Origin of the sequence: Synechococcus sp. F70.1, from assembly GCF_047502745.1 — a bacterium.
Taxonomy (GTDB): Bacteria; Cyanobacteriota; Cyanobacteriia; order Thermostichales; family Thermostichaceae; genus Thermostichus.
Map to the genome: position 1 here is coordinate 1 of NZ_JANSJL010000072.1, position 23751 is coordinate 23751.

Consider the following 23751-nt stretch of genomic DNA (forward strand, 5'->3'; position numbering starts at 1 on the left):
CAGCTCTTTTGCTGGCTGATGTGGATTTACCTTTTCCTGTTTTACCGCCGCTGGCAAATTCCCCTGGTCTGGCAAATCTTGGCAAGTTTGCTCATCCTGGCCTATCCCACTAGCTTTTATCTGTGTGTGGGCTACAGCGAATCTTTGTTTGTAGCCAGCTTGTTGGGTTTTCTCTACTGGTCAATTCACTGGGAGCGTCCTCTGCTGATGCTGCTAGCCGGGGTTCACGGCTTGGTGATGAGTGCTACTCGCATTGTTGGCTTGCCCGTAGCCTTGATTCCGCTTCTCAATCTCTGGTCAGGATCCCGACGTTGGCTTTGGAACCTGGCTACAGTGAGCCTAGCTTTGCTGGGGGGCCTAGGCTTTTTTCTCTACTGTCAGCTTTTCTTTGGAAGCTGGGATCTCTACATGAAAATGCAGCCTTACTTTGGTTCCAGCTTTGTTAATTACCTAGCCATTGTTCAAGCGCACACCTACACTCCCCTTTTTTCTATTGACCACTGGCAATCCCTGTTTTCCCCTTCTAGGGCTTTGGGAGACCAGATATGGGCAATTTCTCTCAGTCAACTGTTTGTTCCCCTCACCCTGGGATCCCTACTGGTGACTGGTTTGATAGATGGGATCAGCGCTACAGCTGGTAAAAGTCAGTGCTGGCAGGAGAGGCTGGGGTTTCATTTGGCCGCTTGGTCGATGTTTTATATTGCCCTAGCAGGGGGGAGTGCGGTGGGTCAGCGAAGCATGAGCCGCTACTGCTTGCCGGTTCACATCGTGCAGGTATTGGCGTTGGTGCATTGGGCTAAGTACACCGATTTTAGCTTCATCCCCGAACGGATCCGGCCCTATCTTGGCAATACCCTAAAGCTGGGGTATGCGCTTTTGGCTTTCATCTTTTTCGCCCTCAACCAAATCCTCACTTGGCGCTATGCCCACCATCTCTGGGTAGCTTGAATCAACCTGGCTAGGGATTAAGATGTGAGGGATCCCGACTTCTCACCAACTGAGAGCTGTGGCGTTTTCTTCTCTCCGCAAGTGTCCTCGGCGGAAATCGTCCCTGCGGGTGGCTCAGCCCATCGAGCCCACCAAGGTCTACCCCTGCCCGTGTTACCAGCAAGGCCAGCTGCGCCTGATCACCCTAACTGAGGCCTTCGGGTGCAGCCGTTGCCAGCATATCTTCGCCATTACCCCCGACCGCCTGCACATTGAGCAGTTGGCTGTTTCCTATCCCTACCGCAAGATCTGGTTCTGGAACGGCCAGCAATGGGTGCTGCGGCGGGAAAATACCCTCCAGGGATCCATGCTCTTGGGCTTGACCCTTAGCTTGGGGGTTGTTTTGGCCGTAGGGTTTTTTGGCGCGGTGCTCTTCCCCAGTCAAACGCAGTTGCTCAGTGGGTTCCTGATTCTTTGCCTGTTGTTAACGCTGTTGATGGTGACGGCAATCCTGCTGCTGCGGCGGCCTTGAGAGGCTTGGGATCGTGGCCAGCCCCTGCGCCTCCGGGTCCCCAGTTTCAGCCCTTGTGGATCTAGCCATTTCTCAGGTCTGTCGCCGGTCGGCTAGGTAGGAGGGAAGCAGGTGACCGATTTTGGTTCAGCCTTCGAAAGGGACCATCCAGCCCGCTCGAGGCCCCACAGCCGATCCTCAAGAGGACTTGCTGCTGTTGCTGCTGCGGCAAACCCGCTACGTGGCCGCCCCGGCTGGGTGGAGTTCCTGTTGCAGGCTAGCAAAGTGCCGATCCTAGCTACCCACCTGGGCTACACAGCTCCCTGACCTTTGGCGAAGTCGGCTTTGCTGGATCCTTTGGCTCGCTATGGCCTAGAAGGGGTCTCTACCCTTGGGCTGCCAATCCACGCCGACTGGGCCGCTAGCCACCTACCAGCTCTGGTCGAGGCTTCCCATGTCCAGGCCGCCGCTCCTATCCTGGAGGAGTTTCCGCAGCTCCAGCCGCTGGGGGAAAGGCGTCGCCATCTGCGCCTCCAGCTGGGGCGGATTTGACAGAGGCCATCGCCTCACAGCTACCATCAGTCGGAAACAGCCAATCGGCGGCCCAGCGCTTTCTGGAGGAAGTGGATGCGGCTCTCATTCTGGAAGCCCTGAGCCCGGTGAAAGGAGTGACCCAGGGCGACCTGTAGTCCCGCCAACCCCCTTCTCCAAAGCTGGCCGGACCAGGCGAGACTGAAGATAGGGATCCACTCCCAGCTTGTCATCCTACAGAGCCCAAGCAACTAGGGGGGAACTCCTTTGGGGATTGATCTACGCAGCTACGTGTTCTTGGATCGGCTCCAGCCCCAGTACGCCGCCTACTTGGGCACGGTGGCCCAGGGCTTCTTGCCCCTGCCAGGGGACACTTCCCTTTGGGTCGAAATCTCCCCCGGCATCGAGATCAACCGCGTCATGGACATTGCCCTCAAAGCCACCTCGGTAAGGCCAGGGTTGCAGGTGGTGGAGCGCCTCTACGGCCTCTTGGAGGTTCACTCTAGCAACCAGGGGGATACCCGCACGGCTGGGCAAGCCATCCTAGCGGCTTTGGGAGTAAGCGAAAAGGAGCGCCTAAGGCCGCGCATCATCTCCAGCCAAATTATCCGCAACATCGATCCCCACCAGACTCAGCTAATCAACCGTTTCCGCCGCGGCCAGATGCTCCTAGCGGGCCAAACCCTCTACATCCTGGAGGTGCAGCCGGCAGGCTATGCTCCCCTGGCCGCCAACGAGGCAGAAAAATCGGCCCGGATCAACATCCTCGAGGTAATGCCCTTTGGCAGCTTTGGCCGCGTGTACTTGGGCGGAGAAGAGCAGGACATTCTGGCCGCCTGTCGGGCCGCTGAGGAAAGCCTGGCGGCAATTTCTGGGCGGGATCCCTTGCTGTTGCCTGAGGAGGTATAGAATGACAGGACTGCATTCCAAGCCTTCACCCAAAGCCAGCGCACCTCTGTCACCAAGCCGGGATCCCACCCTGGAGCGGGCAAGGTTGCTTGCCGAAGTGGCCGCTCCCTACCGCAGCTTGCGCCGCTTTATCTACCTGGCGGTGGGATTCTCGGCCACAGTTGGTGCGTTGGTGTTTTTCTTTCAGGCCTTGGCAGGGCGGGATCTAGAGACCACCTTGCCCAGCTTGGCCCTGCAGTTAGGGATCCTGGCTGGCGCCATCGGCCTAGAGAGGCTAGAAAACCGCTCTCACCAGAAGGTGATCAGACAGGTAAAGCAACGCTTAGGCATCCAGCAGCCCCCACCACCTGGAGAGGGCTAGTTGCCCGTCTGCCAGTTCCTTAGTCATCTTCATCCTCATGAGCCCTGGGCAAGTAGCGGCGCTGAACTTGGCGGTCGGGATCCACCTCTGCCCACTTTTGAACAATTTGGACACCCAGAAAGGTGAGAAAAGCCCCCAAAGCCACAAAGGTGAGAGGTGGGATCGCCAGGATCGCCACCGCCGCCAGCACGTAGATGGCCACCTTGGGCAGAGAGGGATCCACCCTCCAGCCGCGGCGGTACACCCAGTTGGTGAGCTGCTGATCCCAGCGGCGCAAGCGAGGGACGTTCTCTGTGTAGATCTCAGCCAAAATGGGTCCAAGACGGCGCAGCTGGCCTTGGGCTTGCTGTTTCCAATCCCGCGGCGAGTGCCTCATCGGGAGGATCCCTTGCCCTATCCTTCCTCAGGTCATCCTAGCCCAACCCCACCAGCAGTCCGCTGGGAAGACGGAGGATGTAAACATTTGCATCGGAGATTGGGGTGGCTGGACAGGGCTACAGTACACTGGGGGCACCTGCGCAGCGGTTTGGCTGCCGCGCTCTTCGGTAAATCTTTTGAACTGCTCGACTGGAGAACACCAATGGCTCACACGGTCAAGATCTACGACACCTGCATCGGCTGTACTCAGTGCGTGCGGGCTTGCCCCACCGATGTGTTGGAAATGGTGCCCTGGAAGGGGAACAACAAAGCCGGCATGATCGCCGCAGCCCCCCGCACCGAAGACTGTGTTGGCTGCAAACGCTGTGAAACCGCTTGCCCCACCGATTTCCTGAGCATCCGCGTCTATCTGGGCCCCGAAACCACCCGCAGCATGGGCCTGGCTTACTAAGCAGCTTGGGTTGCAGTTTTCACTGGAGATTGCCTGCTCGCTCAAGCCCCTCCCACCATAGGAAAACAGCACCTTTGAACCTCAGCCTCTCCTTGACGGGAAAAAAAGTTGGGCGAGCCGTTGCTGTAGCCAGTTGGTTTATTCGGAGAGGAGGGATCCCTCCTCTTCCTTTCTTCAAGGGTCGAGATAGAGTCGGTGGTGGCGAATGTAGTGCTCCACGGCGGGGGGTACCAAGTAGCGGATGGATCCCCCTTTTTGGATCTGCTGGCGCAGGTAGGTGGAAGAAAGGGTTAGGGTAGGGGCTTCCAGGATTTCCGCCTGGATGGGTAGCTTCTCAGCCACCGCCCGCAGCACCTGGGCAGCGTCGCCAGCATCAAGGCGAGGGGCAACAATCCACTGACAGAGGCGGGCCAGCTCCTCTGCCTGGTACCACTGGGGCAGATCCCGCAGGGCATCCACGCCGAGAATCCAATACCACTGGGTATTAGGCTGTTCCTGGATGAGGCAGCGCAGGGTCTCGATGGCGTAGGAAGGGCCGGGACGGCGGATCTCCAAGTCCGAGCAGGCAAAGCGCTCATGGTCAGCAATGGCCAGCTTTACCATGGCCAGGCGATCCTCTTTGCTGGCGCCCCCAGCTAAGGGCTTGTGGGGCGGATCCCCTGCCGGCATCCACAGCACCTGATCCAGGTTGAACTGCCAGAGGGCTTGCTCGGCCATGATCAGATGGCCGTGGTGGACGGGGTTAAAGGTGCCGCCGAGAATGCCAACGCGGCGCTGCTTGGGAGCAGAGGAATTCATGGCTGTTGGCTGAGGTAGCTGATGGCATCGCGCAGCCAATCCTCTGTTTGCCGGGGCTGGGGTGGCAGGGCTTGGAGGGCTGCTTGGATTTCCTGGGGGCTATAGCCAAGGGCCAGCAAGGCCATTTCCACCTCTTCGCGGATAGGGGAGGGCGGCCCGCCCGACCAAGGCTGATTGGCATTCTCCAGGCCTTTTCGCCAGTGGGCCAATTTGCTTTTTAGCTCCAGCGCCAGCCGCTGGGCGGTCTTGTGTCCTACCCCTGGAGCCAGGGAGAGGAGGCGAGCATTCTCAGTTACCACTGCCTGGACCAGCTCCGGTAGGGCAAAGGTGTTGAGCAATGCCAAGCCTAGGGCTGGCCCCACCCCTGGTACTTTAATTAGTTCCGCAAACAGATCCCGCTCCGCTGCCGAGCCAAACCCATACAACACCAGCTCGGTCTCCCGCACGAGCAAATGGGTGAACACCCGCACGGGCTCCCCTATGGGGGGCAGTTGCTTGAGAAAACGTGCCGGCGCCTGGATGCGATAGCCGATCCCTTGCACCTCTAGAGTGAGGCTGCTGCGCTCTCCCAGTTCTACCGCAACAAGATGACCTGTTAAAAATGCGATCATTTGCGTATCCAACCCGTGTTTAATACTCTGACCCGTAGCCTTCGGAGTTGGCCAGGCAAATCTACTAGGATGAAGAGAAGCTTGCGAGCAACCCTTATGGCTTCAACATCGGCACTGGCCACTCCTATCTCGGCCCGCTGGATTTGGCGAGGGCAGTCTGTCCATTATGTCGAACAGGGCGAGCAGGGACAGCCTCTGCTGTTGGTGCACGGCTTTGGAGCCTCCACTGACCACTGGCGCAAGAACATTCCCGAATTGGCGCAACACTACCAGGTCTATGCCATTGATTTGCTTGGCTTTGGCCGTTCCGCCAAGCCCAAGTGGAACTACGACGCTGAGCTCTGGAAAGACCAACTGCGGGACTTCTGTCAACAGGTGATCCGACAGCCAGTGGTGGCCATTGGCAACTCCCTGGGCGGCTATGTGGTGCTTAGCCTGGCAGCGGAGCATCCCGAATGGGTGCGGGGTGTGGTGCTGCTCAATGGAGCCGGCGGCTTTTCCACTGCCAAGGGATCCCGGCAGTGGCTGGGCAAGCTGGTGGGTTGGAGTCTGCGTCAGCCCTTGGTGTCTTACCTGTTGTTTCAGTACTTGCGCCAGCCCCAGGTGATCCGGGCCAAGCTCAAGCAGGTCTACTACAATCAGGCGGCAGTGACAGACCAGCTGGTGGAAGACATTCACCGGCCTACGCGGGAGCCGGGGGCGGCCGATGTGTTTGTGGCTCTGATGCGCGGCGGACAAAAAGGACGCTACGTGGACGAGCTGCTGCGCAGCCTAGCGCGACCCCTGCTGCTCATCTGGGGCGAGCGGGATCCCTGGATGCGGGTTCGCGAGCGCTCGCAGCTCTACCGCACTCACTACCCCACGGCAGTGGAATACTTCTTAGAGGCTGGCCACTGTCCCCACGATGAGTGTCCCGCCGAGGTTAATGCCATTATCCATCGCTGGATCGAGGAGAGGATCCCTTCCCCCTCCCCGCCAGTGCCGCCATCCATGAGGATCTAGCTGAGGTTGTCCAACGGCTGTGGCGGCAAAGCTTCTTCCAGGCCGATGGTATACTTCAGCCACTTCCCAGGTATCGCTGCGGCCGCGGGATCACGGGATCTAGGGTGAGGTCTTCACCATAGCAGCCGCAGTATTGGCAGCGGTGCCCATCGCGATGGAGGACATTGCGCTGCGTCAGGGGAATCCAGTAGTGGCAAAGACGGATGGCTGTAGGCAGAAGAACGTTGCCGTGGACTACTTTACCGTTGTGCCCGATTTGCTCAGCCTTGCCCTTGAGCAGCGCGATAGCCCGGCGCAACTGGTGATGTTGAGCGGCTCGTAGGAGGCATTGGCTACCAAAACCTTGCCCGTGCTGGGGATCCCCACCCGCTCCAAAAGGCGCCAGCTCCTGATTGAACCCAGCTTTACTGGACTACGGCCACTTCCACTTGGTCAGCCGGCCCCAGGCTGACGCGAAACTGCCTAGCCTCCCTTGGCAAGGGATCCGGCGCTACCTCAGGCACGTCGGCAAAGGGGGTTATGGCGCGGCGCTCCCGAGCGGGCGCATTCTCCGGCTCGGCAGCCAAGGGGAATCCCGTCTCATCCACCGTTACCCGGTAGACTAAGCTCTCCTGCAAACCTGGGGGAGACTGCCACCGCTGGGCCAGGGTACTCTCCAGACGCTGCTGGAGATCTCCAGCGGCTTCCGGCGCAGTGAGCTGCTCCTGGGGTGGGGAGGGAGGAGGGGGGGGATCCCTGCGGCTGACCCAGAGGCCAACCCCAGCCGCCAGGACAATCCCGCCTGCCAGCAAGGCAGCAATTGCGGTGGGCTGTCGATACCAAGCCGGCGTCGGCGGCGTTGCCAGTTTGTCCAGTTGGGGCAGATCTTCAGCCGCCTGAGAGAGGTTTTCCAGGAGGTCATACAACTGCGTCATCGACAGATCCACCTGGGCAATGCGATCCTCCCCCTGCCGCACCGTAAGGCGGTGGGAAATAAAATCCAGCGGACGGATGGCCGCCGTACCACTGAAAGTTCCCTTGGGCGTACCGCTGAGCTGGGATTCAACGTAGCGGTCGATCACCGTGATCAAATTCTTGAGCCAAACGCTGTCTCCCTGCAGAGTTTTGGTGGTCTCTCCCTGGCGGATTTCCAGCTGACACTCAAAGTTGCTCTCAATCGCCTGTAATGGCAACCTAGCAGAGCCATCAACTGGCCGGGAAGGGAGGGGCGCTTCCCCGCGCACGGTGAGGGTCGAGGTGGGTTGGTGATAGGTTTGGCTAAGGGTGAGGCTGGGCATAGTTCCAAGGCTGAGGGCTAGGAAGAGGGCAGGGCATCCGATCCTACCTTGCTGCTGGCAGGGAGATCCATCTCAGGGCGATTGAGCAAGGCTTTCCACAGCCGCTCTGCTCCTCTGGGGCTACTGTAGAACAGCAGCTCAATCAGGATGCGCAGAGCCAGTTCGGCAAGGCTATCCTCATCGCGGACATCCCCATCCACCATACGGCTGCGGTAGTGGGAGATAAACTCGCCTAGATAATCGCCCACCAGCGGCTGACGGAAAGGGCTGAGCTCCTGCTTGAGGGCAGCTTCCAGTTGCTCCAGCGTGCTACGGATACGGGCCTGTTGCTGGGCTGCCAGATAGGCAATTACTCTGGCCAGGGCGCGGGCCTCTGCGATCTCGACTTTCTTGGGTTCACCGCTAGTGCGGCGGAGGGGATTGGCGTTGCGCAGGCGCCAGAGGGCCACCCGATCGCCAATGTACTCTTCTAGGTTCAGGGCCTTGGCTGCTGCCAGAACGGCCTCGGAACTCTCCCCGCTCAAGGACTCCAGGCCCAACAACAGCAAATCCAAGTGGGCTTTGATGGCTGCAGTAGCTGTGGTGGGGCCAAGGGCTTGAGGATCTAACTGAATCTGCCTAGGTTCCACTGTCACGCTGTTAATGGGAACTTTTAGCTCGGATAGGACTCTATGATCTCCTCTCCAGGGTAAACTCGCAACCCACCTCTTTGCCTTGGGCAAGAGCTCGGCCGCCAGGTATAGAGCTCTACTCCACCTCCCTTCAGATTGGCGATGTATACTGTAGCAAACCCAGGGAGAGGAGAAGCCCCACTTGAACCGAGCTGCAGCTTCTGTGTAACGCCCTGCCTTTTTGAAGGCCAGGGCAATGCTAGGCCTTGTTCCAGATGAGCATGGATGCTTCCCAACACAGCCCTGCCCGCCTAATCCTGATCTTCAAGGATCAGCTGGGCCAGCGCGGCGTTGTGTTGGACAAGATTTACTACTCGGTAGGGCGAGCCGCCAACAGCCACATCCGTCTCTATGACCCCTTTGTTTCCCGCCAGCACGCTGTCATTATCCGCGTTCCTGAAGAAAACCAGGCTGGATACAGCTACGTGATCTTTGACGGCAGCCCTGGCTCTCGTCAAAGCACCAACGGTTTGTTCGTCAATGGGAAACGGGTTTCCTCTCATCGGCTGCAGCTTTTTGACAAGATCGGGTTTGGGCCGAGGGTAACAGCCATTGTTAGGAGCACCGACCACTTCAGTCCCGATACCTTGGCTATCCTTTTGAAGACGCCGCCCAATGTTCCTGAGCCGGGATCCCAGCAGGACACCGAGAAAGAAGCGCTCAGAGAGAACGAGAGCTTCACTGCCATCCCCTGCCTTGCGGTATCCTGAGACCAGCAGCCTAGTGAGCTTTGGGTTCCCGTGGCTTCCATTCCCCCTGCGCTGAGCAGCTACTGGCAAAATGGCTTTAACCTGGAAGCTCACCTGGGATCCTTCCTCGGTCTTGAAGCCGCCGAGCTGCAGGAAAAGCTGCGAGCTGGGCAACAACAGTTGGCAGAGCTGGGCCGGCGCGACTTCGGCTGGGATCAGGTAGAGGCCTTTTACCGGGATCGGGTGGGATCTGCCTATCTGCTGGACTTGGCCGCTTGGCACCTGAGCAGCACCGACTACATCGGTGACACCCTGCGCCTGGTGGCGGATCAGGCCCGCGGGCTGGTGCTGGATTTTGGCGGAGGCATTGGCACCCACACCATTGGGGCAGCCCTCTGCCCAGCAGTGGAGCAGGTGATTTTTTGGGATATCAACCCCATCCATCGGCAGTTTGTACAACTGCGGGCGGAAAAATTGGGTCTAAGCGAGCGGATCCACTGTCCAGAAACCTTGCCAGAAGGGATCTTTTTTGATACCATCCTCTGCTTCGATGTGGTGGAACACCTGCCAGATCCAGCAGCTCAGTTGCGTCAGTTTTACGCTTGGCTCAAGCCGGAAGGTAAGTTGTTGATCAACTGGTATTTTTTCAAGGGGTTTAACGACGAGTTTCCTTTCCACCTGGACGACCCGCAGAAAGTTGAGCAATTCTTCCAGGTGTTGCAAAGTCACTTTTTGGAAGTGTTTCATCCCTATCTCATCACTGCCCGCTGCTACCGCAAGTGGAATAAAGGCTGAGACTGGAGAGAACCCAAGTGCTGCGCTACTTGCAGGTGTTGTGGCTGTTTTGGAGCACTTCTGTAGCAGCAGAAATGGAGTACCGGGCCAATTTTTTCTTTGCCAGCCTCAGCAGCTTAGGCGGCCTGGCGTCAGCCTTGTTTGGGCTGTCGCTGTTCTACCAGCAGGGGCACCGCTTGGGGGGCTGGAGTTGGCCGGAGGCGCTCATCGTCCTGGGGGTGTTCACCATCCTCCAGGGGGTGTCGACCAGCCTCTTTAACGTCAACCTCAATCGCATCGTGCAGCAGGTGCAGGAGGGCACCCTGGATTTTGTTTTGCTCAAGCCCATCAGCAGCCAGTTTTGGCTGTCAACGCGGGTGTTCTCTCCCTGGGGCCTGGTGGATATCGGCTTTGGCCTGTTGCTGATTCTCTACGCCGGGATCCAGTTGGAGCTGCCAGCCTGGGCCTATGTCCTGGGGCTAGTGCCCTTTTTGCTGGGGCTGGTCATTCTCTACAGCCTCTGGTTTATGCTGGCGGCCACCAGCATCTGGTTTGTTAAGATCTACAACGTCACCGAGGTGCTGCGGGGCTTGGTAGAGGCTGGGCGATTCCCGCTGGTGGCCTATCCGGTGGCCTATCGGCTGTTTTTTACCTTCGTCGTGCCGGTGGCTTTCTTGACCACAGTGCCGGCGGAAGCTCTGTTGGGGCGAGCCCAATGGCCCTGGCTTGTGGGATCCGCCCTGTTGGCAGCAGGGTTGCTGTGGGGATCCCATCTGTTCTGGCGCTTTGCCTTGCGCTTCTACACCAGCGCTTCTAGTTAAGTCTTGCCTCCTCAACTGCAGCCGACCCCACCGCCTAGGAGAGGCCCAAAGGGAATTAGGTTAAGATGAAAGTCGCGACTGCGCCAAAACCCTTGGAGGCCAGGTCATGGGCGAAGCCAAACGCCGCAAAACCCGCAGCAGCCCAGATCCCGACCAAGAGTTGCTGTTTCCCAGCTTCAAAAGCATTCCTCTCACCAAAGCCCAAGCCCGCACGATCTACAACTGGACAACTCGAGGCACTTGGGCCGGCATTATTCTCCTAGCCATTGTCTGGGTGATAGTGCGATTTGTGGGGCCTGCTTTCGGCTGGTGGCATCTGGCGGGCTAGCCAGCTGGATCCTTTGAGTTTTCCCGGAGTTTCCCTATGCAATCCTACTTGGCAGCCGCCCTTCAGATGACCAGCACGCCTGATCTGGCCGGCAACTTCCAGCAGGCAGAGGAGTGGATTGATTTTGCGGCGCGCCGGGGCTGTGAGCTCGTAACCCTGCCGGAAAACTTCGCCTTCATGGGGCCAGAGGAAGAGAAAGTTCGTCTTGCTCCAGAGATCGCGCAGCGGGCGGAGGAATTCTTGGCCAAGATGGCCCAGCGCTACCAGGTATTTGTGCTGGGCGGCGGATACCCGGTGCCAGATGGAGAGGGCAAGGTGTACAACACGGCCGCCCTCTACAGCCCAGAGGGCAGAGAGCTGGCTCGCTACCGCAAGATCCACCTTTTCGACGTCAACTTGCCCGACGGCAACACCTACCGCGAGTCCAACACGGTGGTGAGCGGCAACGAGGTGGTTGTCTACCAGGAAGAACGGCTAGGCACCCTTGGCCTTTCGGTCTGTTACGACGTGCGCTTTCCCGAGCTGTATCGCTCCCTGGTGGATCGGGGGGCGGAGGTGTTGCTGATCCCTGCCGCCTTTACCGCCTACACGGGCCGGGATCACTGGCAGGTTTTACTGCAGTGTCGGGCCATTGAAAACACTTGTTATGTCATCGCCCCTGCCCAGGTGGGCACCCACTACGCGCGGCGGCAGTGCCACGGGCACGCCATGATCATAGATCCCTGGGGGACAATCTTGGCGGATGCCGGCGGCGAAAAACCAGGGGCGGCCATTGCTGAGATCGACCCGGAGCGGCTGCAGCTTGTCCGACGGCAGATGCCCTCGCTGCAACACCGTCGGCTTGCCTGAGGGATCCCCTATGCCTTGGCCGCCGCTAATCCTCTACAGCAAGCCTGGCTGCCACCTCTGCGAGGGCTTAGCGGAGAAGTTGCAGCAGATCCCTGAAGTCAGGGAGCTGGAAATCCGTGACATTACTTCCAACCCCCTTTGGTGGGAGCAGTACTCCCTCGAGGTTCCCGTGCTGAAGGTGGCTGGGGATCCGGAACAGCCCCTACCGCGCCCTTCTCCGCGGCTAACGGTAGCGCAGTTGCGCAGCTGGCTGGGACAACAGTTGGGTGGTCTCTCAGGAGGCTAGCGCTTCCTTGCGGGCAGTGTAGCCGGCCTGGCGCAGAGCTGCAACGGTGGCCTCGGCATCTTTCACCCAAAATTGGGATCCCAGCCGCACCCAGAGGGTGTGGGGGGGGGCGACGAGGGCAGCCACCACGGGAATGCGATTTTCTTCCTGAGCTTCCGAGCGTTGACCGGCAAGTACCGCTTGCAGACGGCGCCGCTCCTCTACGGTTCCAGCAGAGTCCAGGGGAACTTCCACCGTAACCCAGCTTACTGCTTCAATGGGCTGCAGATCCTCCACAATCAATTGCACCTGCTCATCCCGCTGGTCGACCTTAGCCCAAACCAAGAGCCGTTGATCCACCTGCAGGCAACTGCGCAAACGCTTGTAAGTCTTGGGGAAGAGCACCGCTTCGCAAGTGCTTGTCAGATCTTCTAGTTGCAAAATGGCCATGCGCTCCCCTTTTTTGGTGCTGACGGTTTTGATGGCGGTCACCAGAGCGAGAATGCCGACTGAGGCCTCGGACGAGCAGGTCTTTAAGTCAGCGAGGTTGACAAGAGCCAGCAGCCGTACTTGCTCTTGGAGCCGCCGCAGAGGGTGATCCGAAACATAAAAGCCCAACAGTTCCCGCTCTAGCCTCAGCTTTTCCTGCGGCGGAAAGTCTTCAGTTGCAGGCCCTTGGGGCGCTTCCGTAAAGCCCTGACTGCTGCTGCCCAGCAAATCAAACAGGCTGGCTTGGCCAATGGCTTTGGACTTGGCCCGCTCCGCCGCCCAACTGAGGACGGGATCCAGATCCGCTATGAGCTGTTTGCGGTTGCCGGAAATACCGTCGAAAGCGCCTGCACAGATGAGCGACTCTATGGCCCGGCGGTTGACGATGCGCAGATCGACCCGCTGGCAAAAGTCGGCCAAAGAGGTAAAGGGGCCGCCAGCCTGGCGAGTGGCCAGAATGTTTTGCACCGCTCCCTCGCCTACATTCTTCACTGCCCCCAAACCAAACAAAATGCTGGATCCCTGAGGCGTAAAGTCTAGGCCGGAGCGGTTGATGTCAGGCGGCTCAATTTGGATTCCGATTGACAGGCAGTAGGTGATGTAGCGCTGGACTCTATCCTGATCCCCGCTTACAGAAGAAAGCAGCGCTGCCATGTATTCTGTTGGGTAGTTGGCTTTTAGATAGGCGGTCTGGAAAGTAATCAATCCGTAGGCTGTAGAATGGGATTTGTTAAAGCAATACTCGGCAAAAGCAACCATCTGGTCGAAGAGCTCCGTGGCTACTTCTTTAGCCACACCTCGCTCGACTGCTCCTCGAACAAACTGCTCGCGGTGTTTCTCCATTTCCGAGACCTTCTTTTTCCCCATCGCCCGCCGCAGCAGGTCAGCCTGGCCCAGGGTATAGCCGGCCATGTCCTGGGCAATGCGCATGATCTGTTCTTGGTAGAGGATAGCCCCATAGGTATCTTGAAGGATTGGCTTGAGAAGGTCGTGGGCATAGGTTATCGGCTTGCGGCCATGTTTGCGATCGATAAAGTCTGGGATCATGCCCGTATCCAATGGCCCCGGTCGGTAGAGAGCCAAGACCGAGGAAATATCTTCCAGATTTGAGGGCTTGAGCTCTCGCACCACCTGCTTCATCCCGGAAGATTCCAGTTGGAAGATCCCTTCCACCTCCCCTTTTTCCAAAAGTTGGTAAGTCTTTGGATCGTCCAGTGGTAGGTTGTCCAAATCAATCACAACGCCTCTATGTTCTCGAATTAGCTCTACAGTCCGCTGGATCAGGGTTAGGTTGCGCAGCCCCAGAAAGTCCATCTTCAACAAGCCCAAAGACTCGATGTCCTCCATCGAGTACTGGGTAATAATTTGGCCTTCATTGTTGTACTGCAAAGGCACGATCTCGTCCAAAGGATCCTTGGAAATGACTACGCCAGCGGCATGGACTCCAAAGGTTTTGTTGGTGCCTTCTAGCAACCGAGCTAGGTCAATCCAGCGGCGGGTGGTTGGGTCTTTCTCATATTTTTCCTTGAACTCCGGAGCAGGAGTGTTCTCGCCGATCATCTCCTCTAGTTTTGCCGGCTTGCCCCGGGACACCGGGATCAACTTTGCCATTTTGTCAGCTTCGGCATAGGGGATATCCAGCACCCGAGCAACGTCCTTGAGGATAGCTTTGGAAGTCATGCGGTTAAAGGTAATGATCTGAGCCACTCGCTCCTGTCCATACTTGCGGGTTACGTATTCAATCAGCTCTCCCCGACGCTCGATACAAAAGTCAGTATCGATGTCTGGCATTGATTGCCGTTCTGGGTTGAGAAAACGCTCGAAGAGCAACCCATATTTGACAGGATCGATATTGGTAATCTGTAGGGCGTAGGCCACCAGGGATCCGGCTGCCGAACCACGGCCTGGGCCCACTGGGATCCCGTGCTCACGGGCATAGCGAACGTAGTCCCAGACCACCAAGAAATAGCTGGAAAACCCCTTTTGCTGGATGATATCCAGCTCAAAGCGCAGGCGCTCCCGATAGTTTTGGGGGATCTGATCCGGATGGGCGACGCCACAGCGCTTTGCCAAGCCTTGCCAGGCCAATTCAGCAAGGTAGCTATCGGCAGAATGACCTGGGGGAACTGGGTAGTCAGGCATGCGTATTTCCCCAAACAGGTCATAGTCCTCAATCTTTTCCAGCACTTTGAGGGTATTGGCAATCGCCTCGTCGATGACCTCCTGCTCGAGGTGATCGCGGCAGAGGCGGCGCATTTCCTCTAGGCTTTTTAGGTACTCTGTGCCCGTGTAGCGAAGGCGATTTTTCTCGGTGAGGGATTTGCCTGTCTGGATACAGAGCAGGGCATCGTGGGCCTCCACATCCCAGCAAGAAATAAAGTGGGTATCGTTGGTGAGGATGATTGGGATCCCCAACTCCCGAGCAATGCGAACCAATTGCACATTGACAAAGCGGTCTTCCCGGTAGCCGTGATCCTGGATCTCGATGTAGTAGTCATCTCCAAACTGTTCCTGGTACCAGGCAGCAACCTGACGAGCAATTTCTGGCCGCCCCTGCAAAATGGCCTGGGGAACCTCTCCAGCAAGGCAGCCGCTGGTAACAATCAACCCCTCCTTGTATTGCACTAAATACTCTTTATTGATGCAGGGTCGAGCGAAGATCCCCTTGCCTTGAACGCCGTGGAGATGGGAAATGGTGGTCAGCTTCACCAAGTTTTTGTAGCCCTGGGTGTTTTTGGCCAAGACCACTTGGTGATACTTGGGGTACTTGCGGCTTTTGTCCCGAATGTTGCCGTTGATAACATACATTTCGTTGCCGATGATTGGCTTAATCCCTTTGCTTTTACACAGTTTCACCAGTTCGATGGCCCCGTACATAACGCCGTGATCCGTCAGGGCCAGCCCTGGGAAACCCATAGCCACTGCTTGCTCAATCAAAAGCGGCAGTCGGCTAGCCCCGTCTAGAAGGCTGTACTCGCTGTGCAAGTGCAAGGGAACAAAGGCCATGGCAACGGTAGGGATAAGGGATCCCTTCAACCTTAACCCAGCGCTCTCCTTTTCCAGTTGCCGGCAGAGGCCGCTACAGTGAAGTCAAGCCCACCTTTTCGCCCTTCGCCTGATATGGAGCCTCCTATTCGCCTCACCCAGTACTCCCATGGTGGCGGCTGCGGCTGCAAGATTGCCCCTGCGCTGCTGCAGCAGATTCTCAAGGAGCTGCCCCTCCTCTGGTCGGATCCAGCCCTGTTGGTGGGAGCTGAAACCAGCGACGACGCCGCCGTTTACCAACTCAACGACGAGCAGGCCCTCATTCTAACCACCGACTTTTTCATGCCCATTGTGGACAATCCGGTGGATTTTGGCCGCATCGCTGCCGCCAATGCCCTTTCCGATGTTTACGCGATGGGGGGCACGCCCATCCTTGCCCTGGCCATCCTGGGCATGCCGGTCAACACCCTGCCCCTGTCGGTCATTCGGGAGATCATGGCCGGGGGGATCCAAGTCTGTCAGGAAGCGGGGATCCCTCTGGCTGGGGGGCACTCCATCGATTCCCCTGAGCCCATCTTCGGCCTGGTGGTGGCAGGGCTGGCCCACCCGCAGCACATCCGTCGCAACGCCACCGCCCAGCCTGGCGACGATCTCATCCTGACCAAGCCGCTGGGGATCGGGGTAATGACCACCGCCCTGAAAAAGGGTCAGCTCAGCACAGCGGGCTATGCAGAAGTTTTACAAGTGATGACCCAGCTCAACCGCATTGGCCCGCAACTGGCCCGGCGAGCCCAGGTTCACGCCCTAACCGATGTAACGGGGTTTGGTCTTTTGGGACACTTGCTGGAGGTCTGCCGTGGCTCGGGGGTGAGCGCTGAGTTGGATCTAGCTGCCATTCCCTTTTTGCCAGAAGCCCTCTCCTTGGCTGAGGCTGGGATCTTCCCAGGCGCGGCCCGTCGCAACTGGCAAAGCTATGAGGGAATAGAGGCCAACTCTCTGCCCGAGTGGCAGCCATTGCTCTTGTCGGATCCGCAAACCAGCGGCGGCTTGTTGGTGGCTGTAGATCCGAGCCACACGGCGGAGCTATTGCAAGAACTGCAGGAGGCCGGCTACCCCTATGCCCGTCGCATTGGCCGCTGCCAGGCCGGTGAAGGGATCGCCATCCGGCTTGTCGGCGAGATCCCAAGATGAAGATTTGGTCAAGCAGGGCTGCAAAAGTTGAAGATCTCATGTAAGGGGAACGAGATATCTTGGAGGGGTATGAACGAGTCCTCTCCCAACAGCCACAGCCTGGTTCCGTGGGTTGATCCAGAGCAGCTAGTCTGCAGCCTCGGCAGTGGCCAACTGCTGATGGTGGATCCCCAGCGACACAATGCCTTGATCATCTGCAAAACGTTTCATGCCGAGTTTGCCGGGCCGGGCGCTGCAGTCGGGGGTCCTTTGGACGTGGAGTCGAGCGGCGTGGTTCCGATTGGGGATGTGGCTCTGTTGCATCCCCGGAGCTACCAAGAGCGGCAGAATGCTTATGCCAAGCGGCTGCACTGGATGCGCTGGCTGCAGCAGATTACCGACAACCCCCTGTCGGCCCAGCGGGCACGAACCTTGCTCTTTAGCCTAGAAGAGTTTTTCTCTGCTGAGGTGGTCAGCCAACTCCCCGATGAGGTTTTGGCGCGGCTGGTAGGGGTGCTGCCCCAGACCATTGCCGCAGCCCGCAGGGAAGTAAGCTACCCCACAGCCAAAGCTGCGAGTCTCCGCGCCTCCTTTCCTCGATAACCTTGCCCCAGCTATTCCTTGGGCGATTGAGTCTGCCTGGGCTGGTTGGCATCACGGCTTGCCGTTGGGATAGAGCCGGTTTAGTCCTTTGCGCGCTTTGGCATGGATGTCCAGGGTGGCATTCATTTTCAGGATTTGCCGGTAAACCTGCTCAGCCCGAGCCATTTCCCCCTCCTGTTCCAGTTTCTCGGCCAGCTTGAGCAAGTTCTGGGCTGAAGGCTCTGCCAGGGATCTCGCTTGGCCTTCCTGCCCCTGCAAGCGCTGCAGTTCTTCCAGGCGCTCTAGCACCATCGGTCGCAGCAGCCAAGAGTCATCCAAATCCAAAGCTTCCCGGTAGTAGCGCTGGGCCTCTTTGAAGTTCTTTTGCTCGTCGTAGGCTTCCGCCAGTTGCAGAGCCAGCTCTGCCGTAGGCCGATCCTTAAATTGCCGATGCAGTTGGTTGAGCCGCCGCACGAAGGGGGATCCCTGCTGGGGGTTTTGCAGATCTGGAGCGTGTTGAACTGGCAGGTAGTTGGCGTTTTGGGCCGGTTGTTCTCCGAAAGAGGCAGCCTCTGTGGCTTGCCCTCGCAAAGGTAGCCGGCGGCTGAGGCTTTTGGGATCCAGGGGTGTGGGCTTGGAGAGCTCAATTGGCTGATCCCTAGAAGAGGTGGACGGACTTGACGGCGGGATCGGCTGCGGCGAGGGAAGGGTCTTGCGAGCCGGCGATTGGGGAGATGGCTGCTTCAGCTCCTCAAGGGTGCGGGGAGACTTTGCTTTGGGAGTCTCTCTGCGCTCTTGGGCCAATTCTCGATAGAGAGCAGCTAACTGAAGGTAGCCTGCCTCCTCGTAGGCAGTGGCCAACCAAAGGGCATTTTCAGGGCTGGGATCGGCCCGATAAGCCCGCCGCAACAACTGCAAAGCAGTGCCATAGTTGCGCTCTCGAATAGCTGCCTGCCCCAAGCTGGCTGACTTGGCCGCCGTTGTATCGCTAGCCATACTTGCTGTGCCTCCCTGGGTGCTGCTGGTAGATTCCTAGCCTAAGCATACCTTTGCCGAGCCAGACATTAACTGATAGGAAAGACTTCTCCTATTGGCAAACATTTCTAGCCAATATTGACTGGCTTAAATGTGGGCAAGAAGATCTGGATGTAGGGCGTACCTTCAAGCTAGCCTGGAGTTGGGGCTCTAGAAGCAACAAATTCCGGCGCCAAGATGATTCAAGACTTTCGAGAGCGGTACCCCATGGGCAGCTTGCTCACCGATCTGTTGCGCGTGGAAGAAGGGATCTACATCGTCAAAGCCCAGGTAGTGGTGAACAACACCGTTTTGGGCAGTGGCATGGCCGGCTCAAACACCATCGAAGACGCTGAAGATGCTGCCTTGAAGCGGGCTCTCCAGCATGCAGGATTTGGTCGCCCTACCTCCTCTTTAAGTTTAGGCCTAGACGCTGCCCCTGCCAGGGCTTCTTATCTGTCCTCTCCCAGTTGGCCAACTCCTAACTTGGGCAATGAACAGTCCCAGTCTTCCTCTACCCCTCCAACCCCTGAAGCCGCAGGGATCTCAGCCCGATCCCAGGCCCTTAAAGAAGCGGAGACTCAAAGCGACGACCTTTCGGATCTCATTGCGCAAACGGACGTGGAGATGCAGCGCATTGGCTGGAGCCGCAAGGAGGGCCAAGAGTTTTTGGAACGTCGCTTCCAGAAAAAATCTCGCCACCAGTTGACTGAAACTGAGCTGCGGGAGTTCTTGCGCTACCTCAAACAGCAGCCCTCCCGCCTGGGCAGTGAGCCCCGCTTCTAAGTTTTGCCACCAGGGCTGACAGGCTACGGCGCCCCCACAATCACTGTTGTATTCTGCATCGTTTTGACCACCGTCTCCCCCCCTTCCGAGAGCACAACCTGCCGCTCTGGCACCGATACCTTGGCTACCTGGGCAGTTTGGTAGTTTTGCCCAGCCTGCACAACTGCGGGAAGGGTGCCAGGGGCAGAAATGAGGGCAAAGGACTCACGGCCAATTTGGATAACCCCAGAAACCTGCACGCTGCGGGCAAAAGCAGCCGGATCTGGCGTGGGTGTGGAGAGCGGCGTAGCCACGCCTACAGGCACTTCGCCCTCCAGGGGAGGCAGTTCTGGAAGGGGCGGCAGATCTAGGGGTGGTAGAGATGGCTCGGGAGCGCGCACGTTCTGGGGCACAAAGGGATCCGCCCGTCCCGCCCTACTCAGAGCCCGCTGGGTTTCCTGCTCCCGATCTACAGGTGGGATCAGGATGGAGGCAGGTTGGGTTGGCAAGGGCCGAGGCTGGTCGGGAGCAGTCTGGCCAAAGCCTTCGGGCAAAGCCGCCGTCTGTTGCCGGGCAAGAGCCTGCAGCTGGTTAGCTCCACGGGCCAGGGTAGCATTCATGTCCTGTTCCCAACGGCCTGAGGGGTTGAGCCGCATGATCACGGGGTTGCTGTTGCCGCGAAATTCTACCCAGACTTCCGCTTCCGTGTTGTTGAGCCGGCGGGAGCGAAGGATGCGGGATCCCGGCGGCAAAAGCGGCTGCAGGGCCAGCTCGGCGTCCCAAACTGCCTGGGCGTTGGCCAAAGCGGGAGCCAGAGACATGCCTCCTGCCAACCCCAGCAGGATCCCAAGCAAAAGCAGTGGGCGAACCATAAAAACCCCTGGGAGAGCGTCTCTGGACTAAAATATCCAAAACCCTCCCAATGGGGCTAACCTCGAGCTGCCTTTTTGTCAAGCCTCTCCCGACAAAACGGCGATCCCTGCCCCAAGGCAGCAAAGTTTGCCATAATTAAAACTTGTAAACATTCTGGCTCTCCCCACTTTGGATCCCGCCAACCCTAGCCAATTACAGGAGATTGCCGAGCGGCTGCGCAGCCCACGACCAGCGGATCGGATGCTGGCCTTGGCGCAGTTGCGGGACGTGCCAGCAGAGCAGGCAGTGCCGCTGATTCTGCAGGTCGTTGACGATGAAAACCTGCAAGTGCGCTCTTTTGCCGTCTTTGCGCTCGGGGTCAAGCAAACTGACGCCTGTCTGCCTAAGTTGGTGGAGATCCTCACCCGGGACCCGGACTACAGCATTCGCGCCAATGCAGCAGGCGCTCTGGGATACCTAGAAGACCCCCGGGCTTTCGAGGCGCTGGTGCGTGCCTTCTACGAAGATGTGGAGTGGCTGGTGCGCTTTAGTGCTGCCGTAGCGTTGGGCAACCTGAAGGATCCCCGAGCTTACGACGTACTGCTGCGGGCGTTGGAGGGGCCGGAAGAGCTGCTCCAGCAGGCGGCCATCGCTGCCTTGGGGGAACTGGGGGATCTGCGGGCGCTGGATCACCTCTTGCGCTTTGCCCAATCGGAAGATTGGCTGGTGCGGCAGCGGCTGGCCCAGGCCTTGGGGAATCTGCCCTCGCCCAAGAGCGTTTCCGCCCTCAACTATCTGGCCAAGGATCCTAACGATAGCGTTGCCGCAACCGCTCTGGATTCCCTGCGACGGCTGCGCCAAAGGGGCTTCCTAGAAGCAGGATCCCCAACAGCGGATTAGAAGCAAGCTAAGCTGAAGATCGGGGTTCAGCTTGCTGGAGGGCTCCTTTGAGGAGGAGGCAAGCTTTTCTATTCTTATCCCCTGCTCTATGGTGGCTACCAAACCCCATCCTGAGATAGCCGGACTTCCCTCTCGGCCCCGCATCGTGGCGGCTCTGTCTGGGGGGGTAGACAGCTCCACAGTGGCAGCTCTCCTCCACGAACAGGGCTACGCCGTGGAGGGGGTTACTTTGTGGCTGATGCGGGGGAAAGGCCAGTGCTGCACCGACGGCCTGGTGGATGCTGCTGCTGTTTGTGAGCAACTGGGGATCCCGCACCACATCGTGGATAGCCGCGAGTTGTTCCAAACCCACATTGTCGATTACCTGCTAGCCGGCTATGCGGACGGGATCACACCCCTGCCCTGCTCCCGCTGCAACAAGCTGGTCAAGTTCGGTCCCCTGCTGGCCTATGCCCAGGAGCAGTTGGGCATCTCGCAGATTGCCACTGGCCACTACGCGCGGGTACGTTTCAACGCCGAGCTAGGGCGCTACCAACTGCTGCGGGCTGTGGATCGCCAAAAGGATCAGTCTTATTTTCTCTACGACCTCAGCCAGGAGCACCTGGCCCACAGCCTCTTCCCGTTGGGCGAGTACACCAAGGCCCAGACCCGCCAGATGGCTAGGCGCTACGGCTTGGCCACCGCCAACAAGCCAGAGAGCCAGGATCTTTGCCTAATTGAAACCTACGGCTCGATGCGCAACTTCCTGGATCAGCACTTGGGGGAAAGGCCAGGGGAAATTGTCGATACTCAGGGGCGGGTCCTGGGGTACCACCAGGGCATTCACCACTACACCATTGGCCAGCGCAAGGGCTTAGGCATTGCTGCCCCTCGTCCGCTCTATGTGGTGCGCATCGATGCAGCCATGAACCGCGTGGTGGTGGGAGAGCGGGAAGAAGCCACCCAAGCAGAAGCCTGGGTGCGGCAGGTCAACTGGGTGTCGATCCCAGCGCCATCAGAGCCCTTGGAGGTAGAAGTGCAGGTGCGCTACCGTACCCCTGCCGTGCCAGCTACCTTGATCCCGGAATCGCCGGAACGCGTGAAGTTGCAATTTGCCGAGCCCCAGTTTGGCGTCACCCCCGGCCAGGCCGCCGTTTGGTACCAGGGGGATCTGCTGCTGGGAGGTGGCATCCTCGAGCGCCCTCCTTCCTAGCTGGAAGTTTGCCAGAACGCAGCGGCAGGACCTCAAGCTGGCGGGACAGGGGCAGCCGCGGCTAGAGTCAATCGGTTGTGGCTGTTGAGGTCCATGCGCTTGGCTTTCTACCTGCGCTTGCTGCTGTTGTTGGCGCTGCTGGCCCTGTTTACAGGCCTAATTGTGTGGCTGATTCAGTCCTTTCTCGAGCTCTACTACGCCACCCGCTACCACCCCCTTTTAGGGGGTCTGTTAGTTGGAGTGCTGACGCTGCTGCTGGTGGTGTTTTTGGCCGCCTCGGTCTATTACTTGTTTCTCTTTGGCCGAGCTTCCTCGTCTCCAACCCAGCGCCTCCCTCGGCTAGCTTCCCCGACAACCCCCGCCGAAAAGTGGGAGGCAGCCCGGCGCAACCTGGCCCAACTGGAGGCTCAAGTAGCCCAGATTCAGGATCAGGTGGCCCGAGCAGCGCTGGCAGAACGGTCAGCCCGCTTAGCCCAGCAGTTGGCCCAGCCCCAACTGAAGGTGGTGGTTTTCGGCACAGGCTCGTCGGGCAAAACCTCGCTGGTGAACGCTCTCCTGGGGCGGCCAGTGGGAGCAGTGGGGGCCACCCTAGGCACCACGCAAGCCGTGGCCGTCTACGACTGGAACCTGCCCGGGATCCTCCACCCCGTGAAGATCGTGGACTGTCCAGGCATTTTGGAAATTGGGCCAGCAGGAGCCATGCGGGAAGAAGAGGCCCAGGCTCAAGCCCAGGCTGCCGAGCTGTTACTGGTAGTGGTGGATGGGGACCTACGCCAGTCGGAGCTGGAGCCCCTGCGCCGCCTTCTGGCCTTGGGCAAACGGGCCCTCCTGGTGCTCAACAAAATTGACCTCTACACTCCTGAGGAACAGCAGCTTCTGCTCCAGCGGCTGCGGGAACGGGTTTACCCCCTTATCCAACCAGAAGATGTCCTGCCAGCTGCTGCCAATCCGGCCCCCGTGCGCCTGGGATCCCAAACCTGGCAGCCGCAACCCGAGGTGGCGGCAGTGCGGGATCGGGTGCAGGCGGTGCTCTATGCGGAGGGGAGATCCCTGGCCTTGGACAATGCCCTCCTGCAATCCCAGCAGTTGGGCGAGGAGGCCAAGCGCATTCTCCAGGCGCAGTTGCGCCGCCAGGCGGAGGAAGTGGTCGATCGCTTTCAGTGGATTGTAACCGGTGTGGTCTTTGCCAACCCCATCCCAGCGCTGGATCTCCTGGCCATTGCCGCCATCAACGCCCAGATGGTGGTGGAGCTGGGATCCCTCTACGGCTGCAAGATGAACCTACAGCAGGGGCGGGAGCTGGCCTTGTCCTTGGCTAAGACCTTGGCTGGCTTGGGTCTGGTGGAAGGGGCCATCCAACTGACCACCGGGATCCTAGCTACAGTGGCTGAGGTCAGCGTTGTTGGCTTTTGGCTGACAGCACCCATCCAGGCAGCCAGCGCTGGCTATCTCACCCGCATTGCCGGCAAAAGCTTTATCGAGTACTTCCAGCGCAACCAGAGTTGGGGAGAGGGAGGCATGCAGGCGGTGGTCAAGGCCCAGGTGGAGAGCGCCCAAAAATCCGGCTGGCTCAGGGAGTTTGTCCGCCAGGCCTGGGAACGGGTTTTCCGCTTTCGCTAGGAACCGCTCTGAAAGACTTACACAACCCC

General features: G+C 58.8%; 27 protein-coding genes and 1 pseudogene. 19 read left to right on the plus strand and 9 right to left on the minus strand.

Features of this window, described 5'->3' with window-relative positions:
- The 5 genes from NW860_RS07625 to NW860_RS07645 all read left to right on the plus strand — a co-directional run.
- Positions 1 to 948 (plus strand): hypothetical protein (locus NW860_RS07625; RefSeq protein ID WP_414513422.1); only part of this gene is annotated, 948 nt, incomplete at its 5' end.
- A 58-nt stretch (positions 949 to 1006) separates the two neighbouring features.
- Positions 1007 to 1459 carry a hypothetical protein gene (locus NW860_RS07630; RefSeq protein WP_414513424.1) on the plus strand — a complete coding sequence of 151 codons (453 nt, stop codon included), beginning with the start codon at positions 1007 to 1009 and terminating at the stop codon, positions 1457 to 1459.
- Positions 1460 to 1783: 324 nt separating this feature from the next.
- Positions 1784 to 1990, plus strand: a complete 207-nt coding sequence (locus NW860_RS07635; RefSeq protein WP_414513426.1) for a hypothetical protein — start codon at positions 1784 to 1786, stop codon at positions 1988 to 1990.
- Between the two features lie 246 nt (positions 1991 to 2236).
- The gene (locus NW860_RS07640) at positions 2237 to 2878 is read left to right on the plus strand and encodes a hypothetical protein (protein ID WP_414395057.1); all 642 of its coding nucleotides are present in this window, start codon (positions 2237 to 2239) and stop codon (positions 2876 to 2878) included.
- 1 nt (position 2879) lies between these two features.
- Positions 2880 to 3239 carry a DUF3493 domain-containing protein gene (locus NW860_RS07645; RefSeq protein WP_414404722.1) on the plus strand — a complete coding sequence of 120 codons (360 nt, stop codon included), beginning with the start codon at positions 2880 to 2882 and terminating at the stop codon, positions 3237 to 3239.
- 19 nt (positions 3240 to 3258) lie between these two features.
- On the opposite strand, the gene NW860_RS07650 is transcribed toward NW860_RS07645, so the two are convergent.
- Positions 3259 to 3615, minus strand: coding sequence for a hypothetical protein (locus NW860_RS07650; protein ID WP_414412350.1), 357 nt, complete (start codon positions 3613 to 3615; stop codon positions 3259 to 3261).
- Between the two features lie 204 nt (positions 3616 to 3819).
- Here NW860_RS07650 and psaC point away from each other — a divergent pair, with 204 nt between their 5' ends.
- A complete protein-coding gene (gene psaC, locus NW860_RS07655) occupies positions 3820 to 4068 on the plus strand; it encodes a photosystem I iron-sulfur center protein PsaC (protein WP_011429399.1) in 249 nt (82 codons plus the stop codon).
- 174 nt (positions 4069 to 4242) lie between these two features.
- On the opposite strand, the gene nadD is transcribed toward psaC, so the two are convergent.
- Both nadD and ruvA read right to left on the minus strand, forming a co-directional pair.
- On the minus strand, positions 4243 to 4866 hold the full coding sequence (gene nadD / locus NW860_RS07660) for a nicotinate-nucleotide adenylyltransferase (RefSeq protein ID WP_414513428.1): 624 nt from the start codon (positions 4864 to 4866) through the stop codon (positions 4243 to 4245).
- On the minus strand, positions 4863 to 5477 hold the full coding sequence (gene ruvA / locus NW860_RS07665) for a Holliday junction branch migration protein RuvA (protein WP_414404721.1): 615 nt from the start codon (positions 5475 to 5477) through the stop codon (positions 4863 to 4865). The genes nadD and ruvA overlap by 4 nt, the downstream gene beginning before the upstream one ends.
- Before the next feature lie 96 nt (positions 5478 to 5573).
- Between ruvA and NW860_RS07670 the strand changes: the two genes are divergently transcribed.
- The gene (locus tag NW860_RS07670) at positions 5574 to 6479 is read left to right on the plus strand and encodes an alpha/beta fold hydrolase (RefSeq protein WP_414513431.1); all 906 of its coding nucleotides are present in this window, start codon (positions 5574 to 5576) and stop codon (positions 6477 to 6479) included.
- Between the two features lie 82 nt (positions 6480 to 6561).
- On the opposite strand, the pseudogene NW860_RS07675 reads toward NW860_RS07670, so the two are convergent.
- From NW860_RS07675 to NW860_RS07685, 3 genes and pseudogenes are all read right to left on the minus strand, one after another.
- Positions 6562 to 6839 (minus strand): annotated as a pseudogene (locus NW860_RS07675) (HNH endonuclease); the annotation flags it as partial.
- 44 nt (positions 6840 to 6883) lie between these two features.
- A complete protein-coding gene (locus NW860_RS07680; RefSeq protein WP_414513433.1) occupies positions 6884 to 7756 on the minus strand; it encodes a DUF4335 domain-containing protein in 873 nt (290 codons plus the stop codon).
- Positions 7757 to 7773: 17 nt separating this feature from the next.
- Complete coding sequence (locus tag NW860_RS07685) at positions 7774 to 8391, minus strand: DUF3038 domain-containing protein (protein WP_414404717.1); 618 nt, start codon at positions 8389 to 8391, stop codon at positions 7774 to 7776.
- Positions 8392 to 8648: 257 nt separating this feature from the next.
- Between NW860_RS07685 and NW860_RS07690 the strand changes: the two genes are divergently transcribed.
- The 6 genes from NW860_RS07690 to NW860_RS07715 all read left to right on the plus strand — a co-directional run bounded on the left by NW860_RS07690 (position 8649) and on the right by NW860_RS07715 (position 12174).
- Positions 8649 to 9137 carry an FHA domain-containing protein gene (locus NW860_RS07690; protein WP_414513435.1) on the plus strand — a complete coding sequence of 163 codons (489 nt, stop codon included), beginning with the start codon at positions 8649 to 8651 and terminating at the stop codon, positions 9135 to 9137.
- Positions 9138 to 9167: 30 nt separating this feature from the next.
- Positions 9168 to 9911 (plus strand): class I SAM-dependent methyltransferase, encoded by a 744-nt coding sequence (locus NW860_RS07695; protein ID WP_414513437.1) that lies wholly within the window; start codon positions 9168 to 9170, stop codon positions 9909 to 9911.
- 17 nt (positions 9912 to 9928) lie between these two features.
- Entirely contained in the window at positions 9929 to 10711 is a 783-nt protein-coding gene (locus tag NW860_RS07700; RefSeq protein WP_414395039.1) for an ABC transporter permease, read from the plus strand.
- Positions 10712 to 10817: 106 nt separating this feature from the next.
- Positions 10818 to 11039, plus strand: coding sequence for a DUF2839 domain-containing protein (locus tag NW860_RS07705; RefSeq protein WP_414395038.1), 222 nt, complete (start codon positions 10818 to 10820; stop codon positions 11037 to 11039).
- Between the two features lie 36 nt (positions 11040 to 11075).
- Positions 11076 to 11888 carry a carbon-nitrogen hydrolase family protein gene (locus NW860_RS07710; protein WP_414395037.1) on the plus strand — a complete coding sequence of 271 codons (813 nt, stop codon included), beginning with the start codon at positions 11076 to 11078 and terminating at the stop codon, positions 11886 to 11888.
- Positions 11889 to 11898: 10 nt separating this feature from the next.
- Positions 11899 to 12174 carry a glutaredoxin family protein gene (locus NW860_RS07715; RefSeq protein ID WP_414395036.1) on the plus strand — a complete coding sequence of 92 codons (276 nt, stop codon included), beginning with the start codon at positions 11899 to 11901 and terminating at the stop codon, positions 12172 to 12174.
- On the opposite strand, the gene NW860_RS07720 is transcribed toward NW860_RS07715, so the two are convergent.
- Positions 12163 to 15648 carry a DNA polymerase III subunit alpha gene (locus NW860_RS07720; protein WP_414412358.1) on the minus strand — a complete coding sequence of 1162 codons (3486 nt, stop codon included), beginning with the start codon at positions 15646 to 15648 and terminating at the stop codon, positions 12163 to 12165. The genes NW860_RS07715 and NW860_RS07720 overlap by 12 nt on opposite strands.
- Before the next feature lie 114 nt (positions 15649 to 15762).
- On the opposite strand from NW860_RS07720, the gene selD reads away from it, so the two are divergent.
- Positions 15763 to 16818, plus strand: a complete 1056-nt coding sequence (selD, locus tag NW860_RS07725; RefSeq protein ID WP_414513441.1) for a selenide, water dikinase SelD — start codon at positions 15763 to 15765, stop codon at positions 16816 to 16818.
- Positions 16819 to 16887: 69 nt separating this feature from the next.
- Positions 16888 to 17400 carry a hypothetical protein gene (locus NW860_RS07730; protein ID WP_414513443.1) on the plus strand — a complete coding sequence of 171 codons (513 nt, stop codon included), beginning with the start codon at positions 16888 to 16890 and terminating at the stop codon, positions 17398 to 17400.
- A 51-nt stretch (positions 17401 to 17451) separates the two neighbouring features.
- Here NW860_RS07730 and NW860_RS07735 read toward each other — a convergent pair whose 3' ends face one another.
- Positions 17452 to 18375 carry a tetratricopeptide repeat protein gene (locus NW860_RS07735; protein ID WP_414513445.1) on the minus strand — a complete coding sequence of 308 codons (924 nt, stop codon included), beginning with the start codon at positions 18373 to 18375 and terminating at the stop codon, positions 17452 to 17454.
- A gap of 216 nt (positions 18376 to 18591) precedes the next feature.
- Between NW860_RS07735 and NW860_RS07740 the strand changes: the two genes are divergently transcribed.
- Positions 18592 to 19179, plus strand: coding sequence for a hypothetical protein (locus tag NW860_RS07740; protein ID WP_414513447.1), 588 nt, complete (start codon positions 18592 to 18594; stop codon positions 19177 to 19179).
- A 23-nt stretch (positions 19180 to 19202) separates the two neighbouring features.
- Here NW860_RS07740 and NW860_RS07745 read toward each other — a convergent pair whose 3' ends face one another.
- Positions 19203 to 20030, minus strand: a complete 828-nt coding sequence (locus tag NW860_RS07745) for a hypothetical protein (protein ID WP_414513448.1) — start codon at positions 20028 to 20030, stop codon at positions 19203 to 19205.
- A 169-nt stretch (positions 20031 to 20199) separates the two neighbouring features.
- Here NW860_RS07745 and NW860_RS07750 point away from each other — a divergent pair, with 169 nt between their 5' ends.
- The 3 genes from NW860_RS07750 (at position 20200) to NW860_RS07760 (ending at position 23722) form a co-directional block, all read left to right on the plus strand.
- Positions 20200 to 20910: a HEAT repeat domain-containing protein gene (locus NW860_RS07750; protein ID WP_414513451.1), complete on the plus strand. Its 711-nt coding sequence runs from the start codon at positions 20200 to 20202 to the stop codon at positions 20908 to 20910.
- 88 nt (positions 20911 to 20998) lie between these two features.
- Positions 20999 to 22102 carry a tRNA 2-thiouridine(34) synthase MnmA gene (gene mnmA, locus NW860_RS07755; RefSeq protein ID WP_414513453.1) on the plus strand — a complete coding sequence of 368 codons (1104 nt, stop codon included), beginning with the start codon at positions 20999 to 21001 and terminating at the stop codon, positions 22100 to 22102.
- Positions 22103 to 22195: 93 nt separating this feature from the next.
- On the plus strand, positions 22196 to 23722 hold the full coding sequence (locus tag NW860_RS07760; RefSeq protein WP_414395022.1) for a DUF697 domain-containing protein: 1527 nt from the start codon (positions 22196 to 22198) through the stop codon (positions 23720 to 23722).
- The last annotated feature ends 29 nt before the right edge of the window (positions 23723 to 23751 follow it).